Annotated in this window: 13 protein-coding genes; 4 read left to right on the top strand and 9 right to left on the bottom strand. The window is 38.6% G+C overall.

What is annotated here, in order from left to right; all coding sequences use genetic code 11:
• The 6 genes from C3K47_RS16740 to C3K47_RS16715 form a co-directional block, all read right to left on the bottom strand.
• Positions 1 to 3,147, bottom strand: a 3,147-nt coding sequence (locus C3K47_RS16740; protein WP_449441366.1) for an Ig-like domain-containing protein, incomplete at its 3' end; no start/stop codon positions are given.
• 438 nt (positions 3,148 to 3,585) lie between these two features.
• Positions 3,586 to 3,960 (bottom strand): response regulator, encoded by a 375-nt coding sequence (locus C3K47_RS16735; protein ID WP_103790310.1) that lies wholly within the window; start codon positions 3,958 to 3,960, stop codon positions 3,586 to 3,588.
• Complete coding sequence (locus tag C3K47_RS16730) at positions 3,951 to 5,069, bottom strand: hybrid sensor histidine kinase/response regulator (RefSeq protein WP_103790309.1); 1,119 nt, start codon at positions 5,067 to 5,069, stop codon at positions 3,951 to 3,953. The genes C3K47_RS16735 and C3K47_RS16730 overlap by 10 nt, the downstream gene beginning before the upstream one ends.
• Positions 5,050 to 7,233 carry a sensor histidine kinase gene (locus tag C3K47_RS16725; protein ID WP_103790308.1) on the bottom strand — a complete coding sequence of 728 codons (2,184 nt, stop codon included), beginning with the start codon at positions 7,231 to 7,233 and terminating at the stop codon, positions 5,050 to 5,052. Before C3K47_RS16725 ends, C3K47_RS16730 begins: the two co-directional genes overlap by 20 nt.
• Positions 7,230 to 7,949 carry a hypothetical protein gene (locus C3K47_RS16720; protein WP_103790307.1) on the bottom strand — a complete coding sequence of 240 codons (720 nt, stop codon included), beginning with the start codon at positions 7,947 to 7,949 and terminating at the stop codon, positions 7,230 to 7,232. The genes C3K47_RS16725 and C3K47_RS16720 overlap by 4 nt, the downstream gene beginning before the upstream one ends.
• A gap of 18 nt (positions 7,950 to 7,967) precedes the next feature.
• A complete protein-coding gene (locus tag C3K47_RS16715; RefSeq protein ID WP_103790306.1) occupies positions 7,968 to 9,122 on the bottom strand; it encodes a ThiF family adenylyltransferase in 1,155 nt (384 codons plus the stop codon).
• A gap of 110 nt (positions 9,123 to 9,232) precedes the next feature.
• On the opposite strand from C3K47_RS16715, the gene C3K47_RS16710 reads away from it, so the two are divergent.
• The 3 genes from C3K47_RS16710 (at position 9,233) to C3K47_RS16700 (ending at position 13,661) form a co-directional block, all read left to right on the top strand.
• The gene (locus C3K47_RS16710; RefSeq protein ID WP_103790305.1) at positions 9,233 to 9,697 is read left to right on the top strand and encodes a response regulator; all 465 of its coding nucleotides are present in this window, start codon (positions 9,233 to 9,235) and stop codon (positions 9,695 to 9,697) included.
• A 491-nt stretch (positions 9,698 to 10,188) separates the two neighbouring features.
• On the top strand, positions 10,189 to 11,160 hold the full coding sequence (locus C3K47_RS16705) for a ribonucleoside-diphosphate reductase small subunit (RefSeq protein ID WP_103790304.1): 972 nt from the start codon (positions 10,189 to 10,191) through the stop codon (positions 11,158 to 11,160).
• A gap of 134 nt (positions 11,161 to 11,294) precedes the next feature.
• Complete coding sequence (locus tag C3K47_RS16700) at positions 11,295 to 13,661, top strand: ribonucleoside-diphosphate reductase subunit alpha (protein WP_103790303.1); 2,367 nt, start codon at positions 11,295 to 11,297, stop codon at positions 13,659 to 13,661.
• An 83-nt stretch (positions 13,662 to 13,744) separates the two neighbouring features.
• On the opposite strand, the gene C3K47_RS16695 is transcribed toward C3K47_RS16700, so the two are convergent.
• From C3K47_RS16695 to C3K47_RS16685, 3 genes are all read right to left on the bottom strand, one after another.
• Positions 13,745 to 13,969: a hypothetical protein gene (locus C3K47_RS16695; protein WP_103790302.1), complete on the bottom strand. Its 225-nt coding sequence runs from the start codon at positions 13,967 to 13,969 to the stop codon at positions 13,745 to 13,747.
• A gap of 336 nt (positions 13,970 to 14,305) precedes the next feature.
• Positions 14,306 to 14,650, bottom strand: a complete 345-nt coding sequence (locus C3K47_RS16690; RefSeq protein WP_103790301.1) for an MmcQ/YjbR family DNA-binding protein — start codon at positions 14,648 to 14,650, stop codon at positions 14,306 to 14,308.
• 247 nt (positions 14,651 to 14,897) lie between these two features.
• Positions 14,898 to 15,128, bottom strand: a complete 231-nt coding sequence (locus tag C3K47_RS16685; protein WP_133159405.1) for a hypothetical protein — start codon at positions 15,126 to 15,128, stop codon at positions 14,898 to 14,900.
• A 95-nt stretch (positions 15,129 to 15,223) separates the two neighbouring features.
• On the opposite strand from C3K47_RS16685, the gene C3K47_RS16680 reads away from it, so the two are divergent.
• On the top strand, positions 15,224 to 16,789 hold the full coding sequence (locus C3K47_RS16680) for a glycerol-3-phosphate dehydrogenase/oxidase (RefSeq protein ID WP_103790299.1): 1,566 nt from the start codon (positions 15,224 to 15,226) through the stop codon (positions 16,787 to 16,789).
• Positions 16,790 to 16,826 lie beyond the last annotated feature (37 nt).

Genomic DNA, 16,826 nt, shown 5'->3' with positions numbered 1-16,826 from the left:
TTTTACAGTGTACGATCCGGCTGTAGTGGCAACATACGTATTGCTGTTAGTGCCTACCGCCGTTGCTCCTTGGAACCACTCGTATTTTACGTTTGATTGTACCGGTGCGGTTAAGGTTACCGAACCACCGTTACAGAATGTAGTTGGACCTGACGGAGTAATGGTAGCCGTTGGCAACGGATTCACCGTTACGTTCACCGTCGCCGAAGTAGCCGAACAACCGCCTGCTGCTGCAGGATAGCTGGCAGTTACCGTATACTGACCACTTGTTGTTGCTGTATAGCTGTTTGAGGTTGCTCCAGCAATTAACGTACCTGCATTGTACCATTGATAAGTAACTCCTGAAGCCGATTGATCTGGTACAGAAATAACTTGTGAACCACCCTGACAGAACGTGTATGGACCCGGTGCGTTTAAGGTCACCGTTGGTAATACATTAATTGTTACTACAGTTGGATCAGAAGATAGCGAACAAGGTTTATTAGTAGGAACCACTGTATAGCTACCACTTGCTGTTGCGGTGTAAGTAGAATTGGTTGCTCCTGAAATAATTGAACCGTCTTTATACCATTGGAAAGTGGTTCCAGATACTGAACTTGAAGCAGTAAGCACTATACTGGCATTCCCTGCCGCGTTTTGACAGAAAGTTAATGTACCAGCTCCCGAAATGGTTGGCTTATTAATCGGGTTAACGGTAACTGCCTGACTAGAAGTTGCACTACAGCCTTGATCAGTAACTTTTACCGAATAAGTATCAGCTGCACCGCTAACCGTTAAAGTTTGAGAAGTACCCAAAACCGTTCCTGCCGAATTCTTCCATTCGTATACTTTTCCTGCCGGATTAGCCGTAAGGGTAGTACTTCCTCCCGTACAATAAGATGTAGTTCCGGTAATAGAAACCGATGGAGGATTTGTAACAGTGATGGTTATACTTCCATTATAAGCTCCATTACAGGTTCCGGTTCCCCCTTTGGTAACCTTCACCATAAATATACCGGCTACCTTAGGTATAATTTGCGTTATACTCAAACTGCCATTATTCGGATTTTTCGTTACGTCACTAGCTCGTCCAGCCTTTGTCGCATCCGTCATTTTGGTACCATTATAATACCATTCGAATGTATAAGTTATACCTGATCCAGCTGTATAAGAGGCTCCAGAGGCATCAGCAACACTTAATATTGGAAATGCATCTCCCGTACATAAACCAGTTTTGTTTGGATTAGGAGTGAGAACCGGAGATGGGGCCGTCGCAAAGTTTGCCGTTGTTACCGTTCTTGTTGCTGAAGCAATACAACCCGTAGTAGAAGTAACCTCAATTTTATAGTCGCCAGGCAGGGTAACATTTAACGATGTACCTGTTCCTCCTGATGCTGCAGGAATGGCAACACCATCTTTATACCATTGACGCCCGGATATATTGGTACCTGAACTTGTTAGGGTTGCACCATTACAAGTACTTGCTAAAGAAATACTAACCGTTGGAATAGTTCCGTTTGAAACAACAATTGTTTGCGTTCCGTAACACTGACCATTAAAGACCTGAACAGCATATGTACCCGCATTTGTAACCGTAAGGCTTTGCGTGGTTGACAAAGTTGTACCAGGACTGGAGGTATTGTACCATTTATAAGATGCGAAGGTTCCGGTACTTAATGTTGTGCTTGCGGCATTACAAAAATACGGAGAACCTGTTATTGCAGGTGTTGGAGCGGCATTTACGGTTATTGCAACACTATTGGTAGCGTTTTGAAAACAGTTATAATCGTTTCCTGCCCTTACCGTATAACTGCCGGTTTGTGTTGGACCTGTAGCTGTAAACGTATATGTTGCACTGGTTGCGCCTGAAATAGCAACCCCGTTTTTAAGCCATTGATAGGTGCGGGAATTGGAAGGACTAGCAGACATTGTAATAACATCTCCCGAACAATATACTCCCCCTCCACTAACTGATACAACCGGAAGCGGCATAACTGTTAATCGGACGGGATCCGAAGCTACCCGACAATTCGTATTATTTACAGCGCCTCCACCGCCGCCAACTAATACTCGATATAAACCAGAACTATTGAGTTGGGCGTTAGTAAAGACTAAGTCAGTAGTAGTTTGAACTGGCAGGTCTATCCACGTTGCGCCGTTATCAACGCTTTTTTGCCATAAAAAATCAGGACTGCTATAACCTGAACCTAATACAGCTGAAAATGTAAAATTGTCGCCTATACAAATTTGTTTATCCGTTGTGGGCTGCATACTAATGGTAGGTCCACACATACGGAAATTAATATCATCAATCGCTAAGTCGTTACCACAACCACCAGGGTTATTATTAATCATCTTAATAATAATCGATGAGTTACCTGAAGGAATGGTAAATAGGAAACCAACCTGTTGCCATAAATTCTTTTCCGCAGTACACTCAACCGGATTAGCTGATGGCAAACCATAACTGGCTGCAGAGGTACAATTTTTCTGAGCTAAATCTCCGGTTTCGTAGTACCCTAAAACTGTTCCGGAAACTGACTCAATTTGAAAACGAACATTGGGCTTAATAGCCGCGTCCCCACCACAAGATGATCCATTAATTAAATTGGTAATAAAAGCAGAGAACTCATAAGTGGTTCCAGGACATAATGCATCTATACGTTGTTGATAAAAAATCCCTGGTTCGAATGCAGCATTTACCACATACATGTAACCATCTGATTTACCGTTTAACCAATACGAGTGGTCATGTTGATAGATGTGCCATGCCCCTGGTGCAGTAAATTTACCACTACCATCTTTTGAGGTAGGGTGACTGACGTTCCAATTTAAGCGAGGAAGAATTGCATATTTATTATCATGCAAGTCATCTGATCCTCCGGGATTTGGCAATACACTTGGAAACCAATAATTATAATTGGTGATACCTGCATTCAAAGCAGGACCATAATTAGAACTTGCCGTACCATAACCAAAATCAATGGTTAATACCGGATTTCCTAGTGTTCCACTACATAATGCTCCACTGGAAACTTTTTGCGCATAAGTGCGCTCAAGATTCCCAAAGAAACCTATTAGTGAAAACAAAAAGATTATTAAAAACCGCGCAGAGCCTTTTACGGATTTTGACAATCTCAATTTTTGTGCGTAGAAGTTGTGTTCCATGCAGTAGCAGTTAGGGTTAGTTTGTTTGGTTACCCGAAAATCGGGCTGGTATTAATTGTTTGATTGATTGACTATTAGAAATTCTATGAACTCAAATCCAATTGTATTGCTATAGCCAGAGCAAAATGGAACTATTTACATAGCAGACACTTTATCTCAAGTTTTATACGATTCGGAGAAATTAAAAGTTTCAGTTATAGATTTATAAATAGAGGGCAGGAGATTTGGTAATTATTAACTGTTTGATACTTAATAGTCAAACTAAATAATTATAGATTAAATTAAATAATAAATATTTAATAATTAGGATTTTACGATCTTTTAAGTGAGTAAAATTTGGAAAAAAGAGGATATTTATTTTCCAACATTATGGAAATTATTCTTGTAGCAAAATTTAATACTACAACACAGGAATATTGCAATAATTTATTCTTAAAACTAAAAATCTGCAACCACCTTAATTAACTCATGTGTATTTAGTGGTTTTTTGATAAGTTTTATAACTGAAGGATTTGCCTCAGCCCTGGCGAGATCTTTTACGTCAACTGATGAGGTAAGCATGATAATATTTATTTTCTCTCGAACTACTGCAGGAAACCGCATGAAGTCATTCAAAAACTCAAAGCCGTCCATTTCGGGCATATGAATATCCAATAGTATCAAATCAGGCAGCAGCTCTGATTGTTTTAAATGATCCAATGCATCTGAGGCCGAGCTGCATGCAACAATATCATTGCTAAGACCACTTATCTTTATCATTTTTTCAGCCAGAAACAGATCGATCGAACTGTCATCCACTAACATTATACGCATAAACTCATTTCCTCCACTCTCCTATTGGGAATAGAAATATCGAACCGAGTACCTTTATTTGGTGCCGATTTCACCGATATTTTACCCCCAATTTTATTCATCGCTTCTTTAACAATGTATAAACCTATTCCTGAACCGCTTCTTCGTGTATTTTTAGCTCTAAAAAACAACTTGAAAATTTGATCCAAATGTTCATTTAATATTCCAATCCCATTATCGGCGATAGAAATAACCGTTTTGGCAGCGTTTACCTTCACCTCTATATTCACCACCTGGGCAACTTCATCCATTCGCTGATATTTAATAGCGTTTGAAATCAGGTTATTAAGGATAACCGATATATGGAAAGTGTCACCAATAAAATCAACAGGCTGATCTATGTCAATTTGAAAATCAATCGATAAGTTTTGCGGCTTAAATTCCTCCAAAAGCTCATTTATAAAGCTTTCGAAGCGAATAGATTCATTGATAACTTCAGCTTTTGAATTTTGATAATATTGGATGACTTTCAATATGTATTCATCCAGTTTATGAACACTTTGACCAATAATATCAAGGTATCCGTTCGGGTCGATTACTGATTGTTCCAGATTGGCCAGTTTTATCACCCCTTGTATCGACATTAAAGGCGATCGCAAATCATGCGACATGCTATAAATAAACCGACTGAGTTCATTATTGGTCTTTTCAAGCTCAGCAACATTTTGTTTTAGCTGTTGAGTGGTTCGATAACTGTCGTAAGCATTGTAAATGGTGTTTCTCAGCTCCATCTCATCCCAGGGCTTACGCACAAATCTGTAAATCTGACCGCTGTTTATAGCATCGATCAATACCTCGGAATCAATAAAACCGGTTATCAATACTCGTATTGGTTCAGGAAAGCGGTTTATTATTGAGCCCAAAAACTCAACACCGCTACAATAAGGCATGCACTGATCGGCAATTATAATATGTACCGGAATTTCCTGCAGTATACGCGTAGCCTCACTTACCGATTGCACCGTATAAATTTCAAATTCCCGTCTGAAAGTTGCCTTAAACGCATTTAAATTATCCTGTTCATCATCCAAATAAAGAATTCTGATTGCATTAGGTGTTAATGATTTCATTTACACTCTGGTTTGGTTTGGTTTTTAATTTAATTGGTAAGAGCAGCGTAAATGTGGTTCCTTCTTTTAAAATTGAGCTAACTTCAATTTTCCCCTGGTGTTTTTCTATAATATTATAAACGATCGACAAGCCTAATCCAGTACCTTCACCTACATCTTTTGTTGTAAAAAAAGGGTCAAAAATTCGTTCTTTTACTTCCTCCGGGATCCCCACTCCAGTGTCAGTAATTGAAATCTTCATTACCTCCTCATCGTTCAAGGTTTTTATTTTGATAGTGTGCGAAAGGTGCTGATCATTTTTGGCGATCGCATGAATGGCGTTATTCAATAAATTAAGTAGTGCCTGGTTCAGCTTACCCGGATAACATTCGATCAGTTTATCAGCTTGATAATCCTTTTCAATCGTAATGTTCGCCGGAATGGAATGTTTCAATACAACAAGTGTTGAATCTATGCACTCATGTATATCGGTTATTTTCAAATCGCTTTCATCAAGGCGACTAAAATTGCGTAGGCCCTTTACAATTTCAGCGGTACGACTGGCTCCATCCTCAATTCCGCGCAACAGCATTTTAATCTCTTCACCTACATACGTTAAATCAATCTGCTTTTTAAAACGCTCTATCTCCTGCAGTTTTTCTTCCACATTCTGCGTCGAATCCAGCTCTTCATATTTGCTAATTACCGCAAACAAATCATCAATATCCAATTGCAAAGGTCGAACGTTTGAGCTTACAAAGTTAATAGGATTATTAATTTCGTGAGCTATACCTGCAGTAAGTGTACCCAATGAGGCCATTTTCTCTGCTTCAACCAATTGCGACTGGGTGTCTTTAAGCTGACTTAAGGTATTATTCAGTTCACTATTGGTATTCTGAAGTTCAAGTGTTCGTTCAGTTACTTTAGTTTCGAGTAGAACATTTTGTTCCTTTACCAGGCGTTCGTTTTCTTTGGCCGCCGAGAGAGCCATTTCTTGCGAAAGCTCCTTTTCACGCTTCAGCGTATTGATCTTATCAGCCAGTGCAAACGATAGTAAGGACACCTGAAATGCTGAGCCTAATTCGAGTACAAAGGAAGTAAAGGTATTATAAGGAATAACATTGACATTGCGCAGCACAAACACTACCACCGCCAAGAGGAATATAACATTAGCGATAAGGAAAAACCTTCCTGACCGTATTCCCATTTTATGAATGCTGTAACCTACAGATAAGGCATATAGCGAACCGATAGCGCCAATTACGTGTAATAATTGAAGCGCCAAATGATTTTTACCGATTAAGCATGCGGCTAAGGCTATAAAATAAGAAGCAATAAATAAACTGATCCCTTTATCAAGATGTGGAGCAACCAATTTGGTTTGAAGAAATTTCTTCATGAACAAACCGGTTGTTATACCTGAAAATACGGGGACAATTATCGTACTGTTAACGGCCAGCCATCTAAAATTTGGCCATAAAAACTGAAATCCAAAACCTTCTAAAGTTGCCTGCGATAATCCAACGAAGAGAATAAACAGTACATAATAAATATAACTGTTGTCTTTAACCGAGATATATACAAACAAATTATAGATCATCATAATAAGGATGATCCCGGCATAAATACCGAATAACAGATCACGTTGTGATGAATGCTTATATATAGCTTCTTCCGTTCCGATAAAAATAGGCAGCTGAAGCTGGTCATTACTTTTAACCCTTAAATAGTAGGTAGAAGGGGTTGCTGAGTTTGAAAGGTTTAGTTGAAAAATATAATTCGATTGATCGATCTTTCTTTTATCAAACGGAAAGTGTTCGCCCAGTTTTTGAGCGATCAATTGCCCATTTGCATCATATTGGTAAAAATCGATCTCATCTATAATCGGGTTTTCAATCAATAAAAGCAGCCGCTCGGCATCCGTCTTATTTTCAATGCTAAATTTCAGCCAATAAGCTGATTGTGTGATGCCAAAATTCGGGTTCGGATCATTATTGGCTTCAAATGCATTTTTAGCTAAAACCTGTTGAAATGATTCGTTACCCGATTGATCTTCATAAACAGACAGATTTTTACCAACATTGTAAACCTTGGTATGATCAGTTAATATAATAGGCGTCTCTGCCAGAGAACTGAATCCCTGCAAAACACAACAGATGAATACTATGAACTTCAAATATTTCATTTCTTATCTACTCCATTGTAATCTAACCGCCTTATCAAAATATCATAATTCAATTCGAACTGACCTTTCGGACCTCTTTCCACTCTTTTTTGAATAGGTGTGGCTCTTAAGTCATAAATGAGTTCACGTTCAGAAGCATCGGCATTTACCAACGTATCACAATCAGCCAAAATCATTGCTGTTGCAATTAAATCATCTTTTGGATAATAGAACAAGCCATTATTCCCTAAAGTGCGTTCAACAACGGCTCCCACTCTCCTACCCATGCGCACAGTAACGGGAGAGCATAAAACAAAAATGCTGGTGATGGGTAATTGAGAAGAAATAGCTGCGCCGATACGAGATAGGATATAACTTCCGATCCCCATTCCGGCTACTTCCATAGAGTTCCATAATCCACATAGTTCGCTTGTTCCACCGTTTAATTCCGCCTCCTGAACCATATCCAATATTTTTGAATCGTATTTAAACAACGCCAATTCTATTGGCAAACTTATTCCACTTCGTTTTAGTTGTAATCTTGCACCTCCCAATACCCTGCCTTGCTCTTTATCCTCCACCAAAATAATCATGGTGTGTGGATCCTCTAACCAATCGTGCTTATAGGAAGTTATTTTAGTTACCCCGTGTATTTCCAAAATACGCCGGTGGCCATCAATATATTTTTGGCAAGCATCAGGATCATCAGTTGCTCGAAAAACTCGGATTCCGATCATTTAAATCTTCAATTAACTTTAATTCATATCATTAATAATTTTTTCGAGATCAATAAAATACCGACCCGATGATCGAAATGAATCTAATAAGATTTTACGACAGGAATGTGTTACAATGGCTCCTCCAAGTGTAGCCCCGGAAGCCAGTTGTGGCCATCCATTAATTGTTTTACCCAGATTTTGCAATGAATAAAGCATACGTTCCGAAAGGTTTTCCATTCCTATCATTTGGGTAAGGAATTGCATGCGCTCTTGTGGATTTATTGCGGAAAGTTTTTTAGTAATAACATCCAGTTCGCCTTCCAACTGTGGGACGGTTCCATGCATTAATAAACGTTCAGGTTCTAAATCAAAGCGTTCCACATCTAACATACCCCGGTCATTGGTTTCCATCACCACCGCAATCTTCCGTTTACGCGCTTCAATCCTCGATAAAATTTTCATTTCGAAACTATCGCAAACCTCCACCAATACATCCAGCTTGTTTTCTCCTTCACCCAAAAAAGCATCCATATTATTTAATGAAAGCCCTTGAGTAAACACCTTAACCTTAATATATGGGTCGATTTCGGCTATTTCCCTGGCAGCGCATATCACTTTTGAGACACTGAGTTGCTGCACCCCTGCCCTCAAACGGTTAAGGTTGCCCAACTCTAAAGAATCAAAATCGGCTAAACGAAGTTCGCCACAAACCCGTTCCATGGCCATATTTACAGCCACTGCTTGCCCAACCGACAATCCTACGATTCCTACTTTTTTGTTCTTAAGGCAATCTTGCTCTTCTGCGGTTATTTTAAGTTTGTTTCTTGCGGTTCTTACTTCTACATATTCATCTTCATCTAATAAATGAACAACTTTGTTGATCCATGGATAATAAACCCATACACCATACGTATCAGTTAATGTACCATTCAAATGGCTTTTAATTAATACATCCATTTCTTCTCCACTAAGTGCTTTGCCGGCATTACGTATGCGCATTAATTCTTTCAACTGAAGAATAATCTCATCAAAAACTGTAATGGAGGAGTTGTATTGAAGTAAATGATACAGCTTTTCAGCATCTAACGCATTAGTTAGTCTGAAAAATTCGGGGGTACACTCGTTATTTTTTACGTTTGTTTCACGAAGCTTATACCTCAGTAACTGAGGGAAATCCGCGGTCAGATTCATGTTCCTGGTGTTAGTGGTTTAATTGAACGGCGTAATTTAAATGAAAAAATCTTTTTAAGATAAAATTAATATAAGATATTCGAATATTCGTATATTATAGAAAGGCACTTATGACAGATGAACAAATAACCATATTATATATAGATGATGAACCTCACAACTTAACTGCTTTTAAGGCGGCGTTCAGACGGGAGTACACTATTTTTATTGCCGAATCGGCTGCAGAAGGCAGGAAAATATTGGATAACAATGATATTCATATATTAATTACCGACCAACGCATGCCTAATATTACCGGAATTGAATTTTTGGAATCAATTCTGGAGATCCACCCTAATCCGATACGAATGTTATTAACAGGTTACGCCGATATCAGCGCTGTAATCGATGCTATTAATAAAGGACAGGTGTATCGTTATATCAGTAAACCTTGGGATGAGCAGGAACTTCGTCAGAATATCAAAAATGGATATGATGTTTACATGCTGAGAAAGAAAAACAAACAATTAACCGAAGATTTGGCCAGCGCCAATGATCAGCTCGAATTTTTACTTCGTCAGAAACTACTATCCTAACAATCAGCGCACTAAGCCTTTATTAGTGCGGCCATACTTAAAAAAAACTGCTTAAAAAAATTTTAATTCTTTGGATAATTCCCATACAGAATAATTTTCTGAAAAACAGCCACTTATGTTTCTAACAATTTGTTGAAAATAAAATCAGTTTTCAACCTTTACACTATTTATTTTTGATTCCGTTCTTTTAGAAATGTGGACATTAATCAACCCAACACAAAATCAATCGGTTAGCTAAAGTCCTAGAAGAAACTATTCGAAGCGCGGCAGAAATTCCTACCGAATTCTGAAGTAGAGTATCCTTAATTCCGAAAACAAAATCTGTTTTTTTAAGGTATTTACTACAAAACAAATTAAACCACCAGTTTTAGTTGACAGTACAACATCGTTTGTTCATTTGAACGCAGGCCACAAGCCGGGCGAGAGGTAAAATTGTCGACTAAGGAGTTTAATAGTTTAGTAAATTTATAAGTAATTAGAAAGTAAGATATATGGAAAACGTTCAGGAGCCAATTTTACAGGAAAATAAGGAGCGGTTTGTACTGCTTCCTATCAAATATCCCGAAGTATGGGAAATGTATAAAAAGGCCGAAGCTAGTTTTTGGACAGCAGAAGAGATTGACCTTTCACACGATTTGAAAGACTGGGAGAATTTTAATGATGGAGAGCGCCATTTCATTTCGCACGTATTAGCGTTTTTTGCTGCCAGCGACGGTATTGTGAACGAAAACCTGGCTGTTAACTTTATGAGCGAGGTGCAAATTCCGGAAGCCCGTTGTTATTACGGATTCCAGATCATGATGGAAAATATCCATTCAGAAACCTATGCCTTATTAATCGATACATATGTTAAGGATACGGTTGAAAAAAACCGTTTGTTTAACGCCATTGAAACCGTTCCTTGTGTAAAGAAAAAAGCGGAATGGGCACTGCGCTGGATCGAAAACGGAACATTTGCTGAACGCTTAGTGGCTTTTGCCGCTGTTGAAGGAATCTTCTTCTCAGGTTCTTTCTGCTCGATTTTTTGGTTGAAGAAACGCGGTTTGATGCCCGGACTAACGTTTTCAAACGAACTGATCTCACGCGACGAAGGTTCACATTGTGAATTTGCCTGTCTTTTATACAGCATGCTGAACAACAAACTTTCGCAAGAACGTGTTCATGAAATCATACTCGACGCGGTAACCATTGAAAAAGAGTTCATTTCTGATGCATTACCGGTATCATTAATCGGAATGAATGCCAAATTGATGCAACAGTACATTGAATTTGTTGCCGACAGATGGCTGGTGGCTTTAGGTTACGATAAAATTTACAACGCAACCAATCCATTTGATTTTATGGAAATGATCTCATTGCAGGGAAAAACCAACTTTTTTGAGAAACGCGTTGGCGACTATCAAAAAAGCGGTGTAATGTCTGATAAAGACAGCAACATTTTCTCTTTGGATGAAGACTTTTAACAATAAGATTTGAGAATTGTGATTCGAAATTTGAGACATCAATCACAATCTATAGAAACAATAAAAAAACTAACCTGGAGAAATGAGTATTCTAAAGTCTCAATACGCATATCTCTCATCTCATATCTAAGCTTATGTTTGTAATAAAACGCGACGGAAGAACAGAATCGGTGAAATTTGACAAGATCACCGCCCGCATAGAAAAACTTAATTATGGCCTTGACCCGGTGCACGTTGACTCTATTGACGTGGCCAAAAAGGTAATTGAAGGTTTATATGACGGGGTTACTACTTCTGAACTTGATAATTTAGCTGCCGAAACTGCCGCTTCATTAACCGTTAAGCACCCTGACTATGCTTTGTTAGCTTCGCGTATTGCGGTGTCTAACCTTCATAAGAATACCGAAAAATCGTTCTCCAAAACCATGGAGAGACTTTATAACTACGTTGACCCTAAAACAGGTTTAAACGCAGCCTTATTATCAGACGAAGTGATCGAAGTTATTCGAAACAATGCCGAGATCCTGGATTCAAGCATTATTTACGATCGTGACTTTTCGTTTGATTACTTCGGATTTAAAACCCTTGAACGTTCATACCTTTTAAAATTGAACGGTCGTGTAGTTGAGCGTCCTCAGCATATGTACATGCGTGTTTCGGTAGGTATTCACCTAAATGATATTGAATCGGTTATCAAAACCTATAATTTAATGTCGGAAAAATGGTTTACCCATGCCACTCCTACCCTGTTCAATGGAGGGACGCCAAAAGCACAAATGTCATCGTGTTTCTTATTAACCATGAAAGACGACAGCATTGAAGGCATTTATGATACACTTAAACAAACAGCCAAGATCTCACAATCAGCAGGCGGTATTGGATTAAGCATTCATAATATCCGTGCAACAGGTTCATACATTAGCGGCACCAATGGAACCTCTAATGGTATTGTACCAATGCTACGCGTGTTCAATGATACTGCTCGCTATGTTGACCAAGGAGGAGGAAAACGTAAAGGTGCTTTTGCCATCTATTTAGAGCCTTGGCATGCCGATATTTTCGATTTTCTTGACTTGAGAAAGAATCATGGTAAAGAAGAATTACGTGCACGTGATCTTTTCTATGCACTTTGGATTCCTGATCTTTTCATGAAACGTGTTGAAGAAAACGGCACATGGAGTTTATTCTGTCCGCATGAGGCGCCAGGATTGCACGAAACGCATAGCGAAGAATTTGAAGCACTTTATACCAAATACGAACAGGAAGGTCGTGCCCGCAAAACTATAAAAGCACAAGAGCTATGGTTTGCCATTATGGATTCACAAGTGGAAACCGGAACGCCTTATATGCTTTATAAAGATGCGGCAAATAAAAAATCGAACCAGCAAAATTTAGGAACAATCAAGTCATCAAACTTGTGTACCGAAATTATTGAATACACTTCAGATGATGAAGTTGCGGTTTGTAACCTTGCGTCTCTCGCACTTCCTAAATTCGTAATCAATGGCGAGTTCGATCATCAAAAATTATATGAGGTAACTTATCAGGCAACCTATAACCTGAATAAAATTATCGACAACAACTATTATCCAGTTGAAGAGGCACGTAATTCAAACATGCGTCATCGTCCGGTTGGTTTAGGTGTACAAGGATTGGCTGATGCATTCATTATGCTTCGCTATCCATTCGAATCACCTGAAGCACAAAAATTAAATACTGAAATTGCCGAGACAATTTATTTTGCAGCTTTAACAGCCTCAAAAGATTTGGCTAAAATTGAAGGTCCTTATTCAACTTATGAAGGTTCTCCGATTTCTAAAGGCAATCTTCAATATGATATGTGGGGTGTTACGCCTAGTGGTCGTTGGGATTTTACCGGCTTGAAGAAAGAAATTAAAAAACATGGTGTTCGCAACTCATTATTGGTTGCGCCTATGCCTACAGCTTCTACTTCTCAAATTTTAGGTAATAACGAATGTTTTGAGCCTTACACCTCAAACATTTATGTACGCAGGGTACTTTCAGGAGAGTTTATTGTTGTAAATAAACACCTTTTAAAAGACCTGGTTGCCTTAAATCTATGGGATGGTGCCATGAAGAATAAGATCATTGCTGCTGAAGGTTCAATTCAGGAGATCGCTGAGATTCCTCAACCTATCAAAGATTTGTATAAAACTGTTTGGGAGATCAAACAACGTACATTAATTGATATGGCGGCTGATCGCGGAGCCTTTATTTGCCAAAGCCAGTCACTGAACTTGTTTGTACAGAGTCCTAATACGGCTAAACTTACTTCTATGCATTTCTACTCATGGAAGAAAGGGTTAAAAACCGGTATGTATTATTTACGTACGCAAGCAGCAAATGCAGCGGTTAAATTTACAGTTGAACAACAGGCAGAAAAGCAATTGGAACCGATGGTTCAGCATACGGGGGTTGAAGAAGAGATCAGCGGACCAGTTTGCACCATGGAAGAAGGATGTGTTACCTGCTCAGGATAATCCAACATCCAACCATAAAAAAGGTCGATTTCTCTATCAGAAGTCGACCTTTTTGTTGTTGAGAGCGCGTTACTAAACTTAATCTAATCCAACTCTTTGTGGAAGATTGTGTGAACTAACATTAATACCAGCAAGCCAGCAGCACCTGGTAAAAATGCATACCAACTAATTGTGGTTAGAGCAGCGCCAAATCCTATAGTAGGATTAAAGAAAAACGAAAATACTTTGATCACAATCCCTACAATAAAAAGACCTGTGAAAAGCATTACCGCCCAATAAAGAGGGCTGTGGTGGACGTCTGTTTTCATGACTAATTATGGCTTTATTTCATGAGATTAAAGTACGATAAAATTCTCATAATTAATAGTTTAAATCGAATAATTTTTAAGTTATTTTTCCAATAAACAGTACGTATTATAGTTTTAAAAAATGGGCCGAATGCGAAATAAAAATGGCCTTTTAATAACCAAACAGAAGAATTAGAAAGAACTCAAGCATCATCTAAAAATCAATAAAAATCCGCCTCTTCGTTAATCGATATTTAAATCACCTTAAACTGACCTTAACAAGCAGATTATAGCGTAATAAAACTCACTGAATTAAAGGAAAATTCAGCCAATATCGATCACACCATAAACATTAAATCATATTCCTAATTCTTTTAAAACCTTTTTAGGCAGTTTGCTTTTTATTAACTGATAGGATTTATGAATATAAAGCTCCCACTCTTGTAAGGTTAGCGCATTAGGATTTGAAATTAACACCCACTTATAACGGGCCATATAGGGCGCAGGAATAATATCGTTCCTTTCAGTTAATAGAACAAAGTCCTCGTCGCTTACTTTTATTGAACAAGAGAAGTTTTCAGATAGACTGCCAACACAAAACATTTTATCACCTATTAAAAAACATAAATGGTCATTCCATTTAATATCTTCGGTAACTGCCGGCAGTGTTTTACAAATGCTTTGTAATAGTTCAATATTCATAAAAAGGGGTTACGGAAAATTTAAAACTTCATTTGTTATTTACCCGACAAAAATAAACGCCTAAAGTTGTAATAAAAATCAACCCCCTTGCTGTTGGAAACAAGGGGGTGCAACGAACTAAACTATTAACTAAACCTAACACTCTAAATTGTGATAAAAACAAGGCCTCTGTTTACGCTAACTATAAGTTTTAGCTTTGTTTTAGTGTTAGGACTGATTAAACTTCAAAAGGTTTAAAAAAATTTTATTATTCCATCTTTGGTTTATGAATGTCGGGATAATACCATTCATGAATCAACAGGGTTACTATTAAGCCCAAAGTACCTATTCCACAAATGTATAAGCCCAATATGCCTAATGGCTCCAAATTGGTATGGTAAATACCAACTGCTAATCGTTCAGTGATCTTCATTAGCGGCCCTGCCAGAAACATCACTAGAAACAAGCTTTCTAATACTACATATCCACGATGTGTCATAACAAATCCTCCTTTAGTTTTAAACACATAAATTGACTGAGAGTTTATGCTAATTATAATTTAAATTGAGGCATTCTTAATATGTGGATTAAAGTATGAAACGAACGGAAATGTTTGCTGAAATTGAAGCGATGAAAAGCCTGGTTTGGGATGTGATCATTATTGGTGGTGGGGCAACCGGTTTAGGGGCCGCAGTTGAATCGGCAACTCGCGGATACAAGACGCTGTTGCTCGAACAAGAAGATTTTGCCAAAGGAACTTCAAGTCGCTCTACGAAGCTTATTCATGGCGGTGTGCGTTATTTACAGCAAGGAAACCTGTCGTTAGTACTGGAAGCATTAAAAGAACGCGGCTTACTTATTCAAAATGCGCCGCATCTTGTTCACAACCTATCTTTCATTGTACCCAATTATAGTTGGTGGTCGGGACCGTTTTACGGAATAGGACTTAAGTTTTATGATCTTTTAGCCGGAAAACTTGGTTTAGGTCCTTCCGAATTCTTATCGGTAGATGAAACACTAAAACACATTCCTACACTGGAACAAGATGGATTAAAAGGAGGTGTTATTTACCACGATGGTCAGTTTGACGATGCCCGCCTAGCCATAAACCTTGCCCAAACAGCCGCAAATCATCAAGCCACTTTGATCAATTACTTTAAGGTGATCAGCCTTATTAAAGAAAACAAGCTGATAAGTGGTGTACAAGCCGTTGATCAATTATCGGGTAAAGAGTTCGACTTAAAAGCAAAAGTGGTTATCAATGCTACTGGTGTTTTTGCCGACACAATGATTCAAATCGATAACCCAGATGCATCCAGGATTGTAGCACCCAGCCAGGGAATCCACTTGGTTTTTGACAAGAAGTTTCTTCCGGGCGAAAGTGCCATTATGGTTCCGCATACCGACGATGGACGCGTTCTTTTCGCTATTCCATGGCACGACAAGGTAGTTGTTGGCACTACCGATACGGCTATTGAAAAGCCAAGTATGGAACCCAAACCACAGGAAGAAGAAATATCCTTTATTTTAAACCATGCTGCCCGATATTTAGAAGAAGATCCTACCAGGGCAGATGTACGAAGTGTGTTTGCCGGTTTGCGCCCACTGGTAAAAAACACCAACGGAAACAGCACCTCTGCTCTTGCACGCGACCATACTATTTTGATCTCTGAATCGGGATTATTAACGATCACCGGCGGTAAATGGACCACCTATCGAAAAATGGGACAAGATGTAATTGATAAAGCGAGTTTAATTGGAGGTTTTGATGATAGGCCTTCAATAACAGCCAATCTTAAGATTCATGGCTGGAAAGAGAATATTAGCATAACGGATCCATTGGATTGTTACGGTGCAGATGCAGATGAGATCAGAAACCTGATAAAATCAAACCCTTCCCTGGGCGAAAAGATCCATCATGAACTCCCCTATTTAAAAGCTGAAATAATTTGGGCAATCCGCAACGAAATGGCCATTACACTTGAAGACGTTCTGGCTAGGCGAACCCGTTCCCTTTTTCTTGACGCAAGAGCCGCCCTTGAATGCTCAAAGGAAATTGCCAGATTAATGGCTGCAGAGATGAACCAAAATGAAGATTGGATAAGCGATCAGCTCAATCATTTTTCTAAAGTGGCTGAAAACTATATCATTAGCTATTAACCAATAAATGTGAATTGAAAAAATGGTTAAAGGGTTT

Source organism: Solitalea longa, from assembly GCF_002920915.1.
Lineage (GTDB): Bacteria > Bacteroidota > Bacteroidia > Sphingobacteriales > Sphingobacteriaceae > Solitalea > Solitalea longa.
The sequence above is the reverse complement of the archived record's forward strand: the minus strand, read 5'-3'. Positions and strand labels throughout refer to the sequence as shown.

Excerpts from the sequence above, each read along its gene's own strand:
- C3K47_RS16735 (WP_103790310.1), bottom strand. The coding sequence starts at position 3,960 with ATGCGTATAATGTTAGTGGATGACAGTTCGATCGATCTGTTTCTGGCT.
- C3K47_RS16730 (WP_103790309.1), bottom strand. The coding sequence starts at position 5,069 with ATGAAATCATTAACACCTAATGCAATCAGAATTCTTTATTTGGATGAT.
- C3K47_RS16725 (WP_103790308.1), bottom strand. The coding sequence starts at position 7,233 with ATGAAATATTTGAAGTTCATAGTATTCATCTGTTGTGTTTTGCAGGGA.
- C3K47_RS16720 (WP_103790307.1), bottom strand. The coding sequence starts at position 7,949 with ATGATCGGAATCCGAGTTTTTCGAGCAACTGATGATCCTGATGCTTGC.
- C3K47_RS16715 (WP_103790306.1), bottom strand. The coding sequence starts at position 9,122 with ATGAATCTGACCGCGGATTTCCCTCAGTTACTGAGGTATAAGCTTCGT.
- C3K47_RS16710 (WP_103790305.1), top strand. The coding sequence starts at position 9,233 with ATGACAGATGAACAAATAACCATATTATATATAGATGATGAACCTCAC.
- C3K47_RS16705 (WP_103790304.1), top strand. The coding sequence starts at position 10,189 with ATGGAAAACGTTCAGGAGCCAATTTTACAGGAAAATAAGGAGCGGTTT.
- C3K47_RS16700 (WP_103790303.1), top strand. The coding sequence starts at position 11,295 with ATGTTTGTAATAAAACGCGACGGAAGAACAGAATCGGTGAAATTTGAC.
- C3K47_RS16695 (WP_103790302.1), bottom strand. The coding sequence starts at position 13,969 with ATGAAAACAGACGTCCACCACAGCCCTCTTTATTGGGCGGTAATGCTT.
- C3K47_RS16690 (WP_103790301.1), bottom strand. The coding sequence starts at position 14,650 with ATGAATATTGAACTATTACAAAGCATTTGTAAAACACTGCCGGCAGTT.
- C3K47_RS16685 (WP_133159405.1), bottom strand. The coding sequence starts at position 15,128 with ATGACACATCGTGGATATGTAGTATTAGAAAGCTTGTTTCTAGTGATG.
- C3K47_RS16680 (WP_103790299.1), top strand. The coding sequence starts at position 15,224 with ATGAAACGAACGGAAATGTTTGCTGAAATTGAAGCGATGAAAAGCCTG.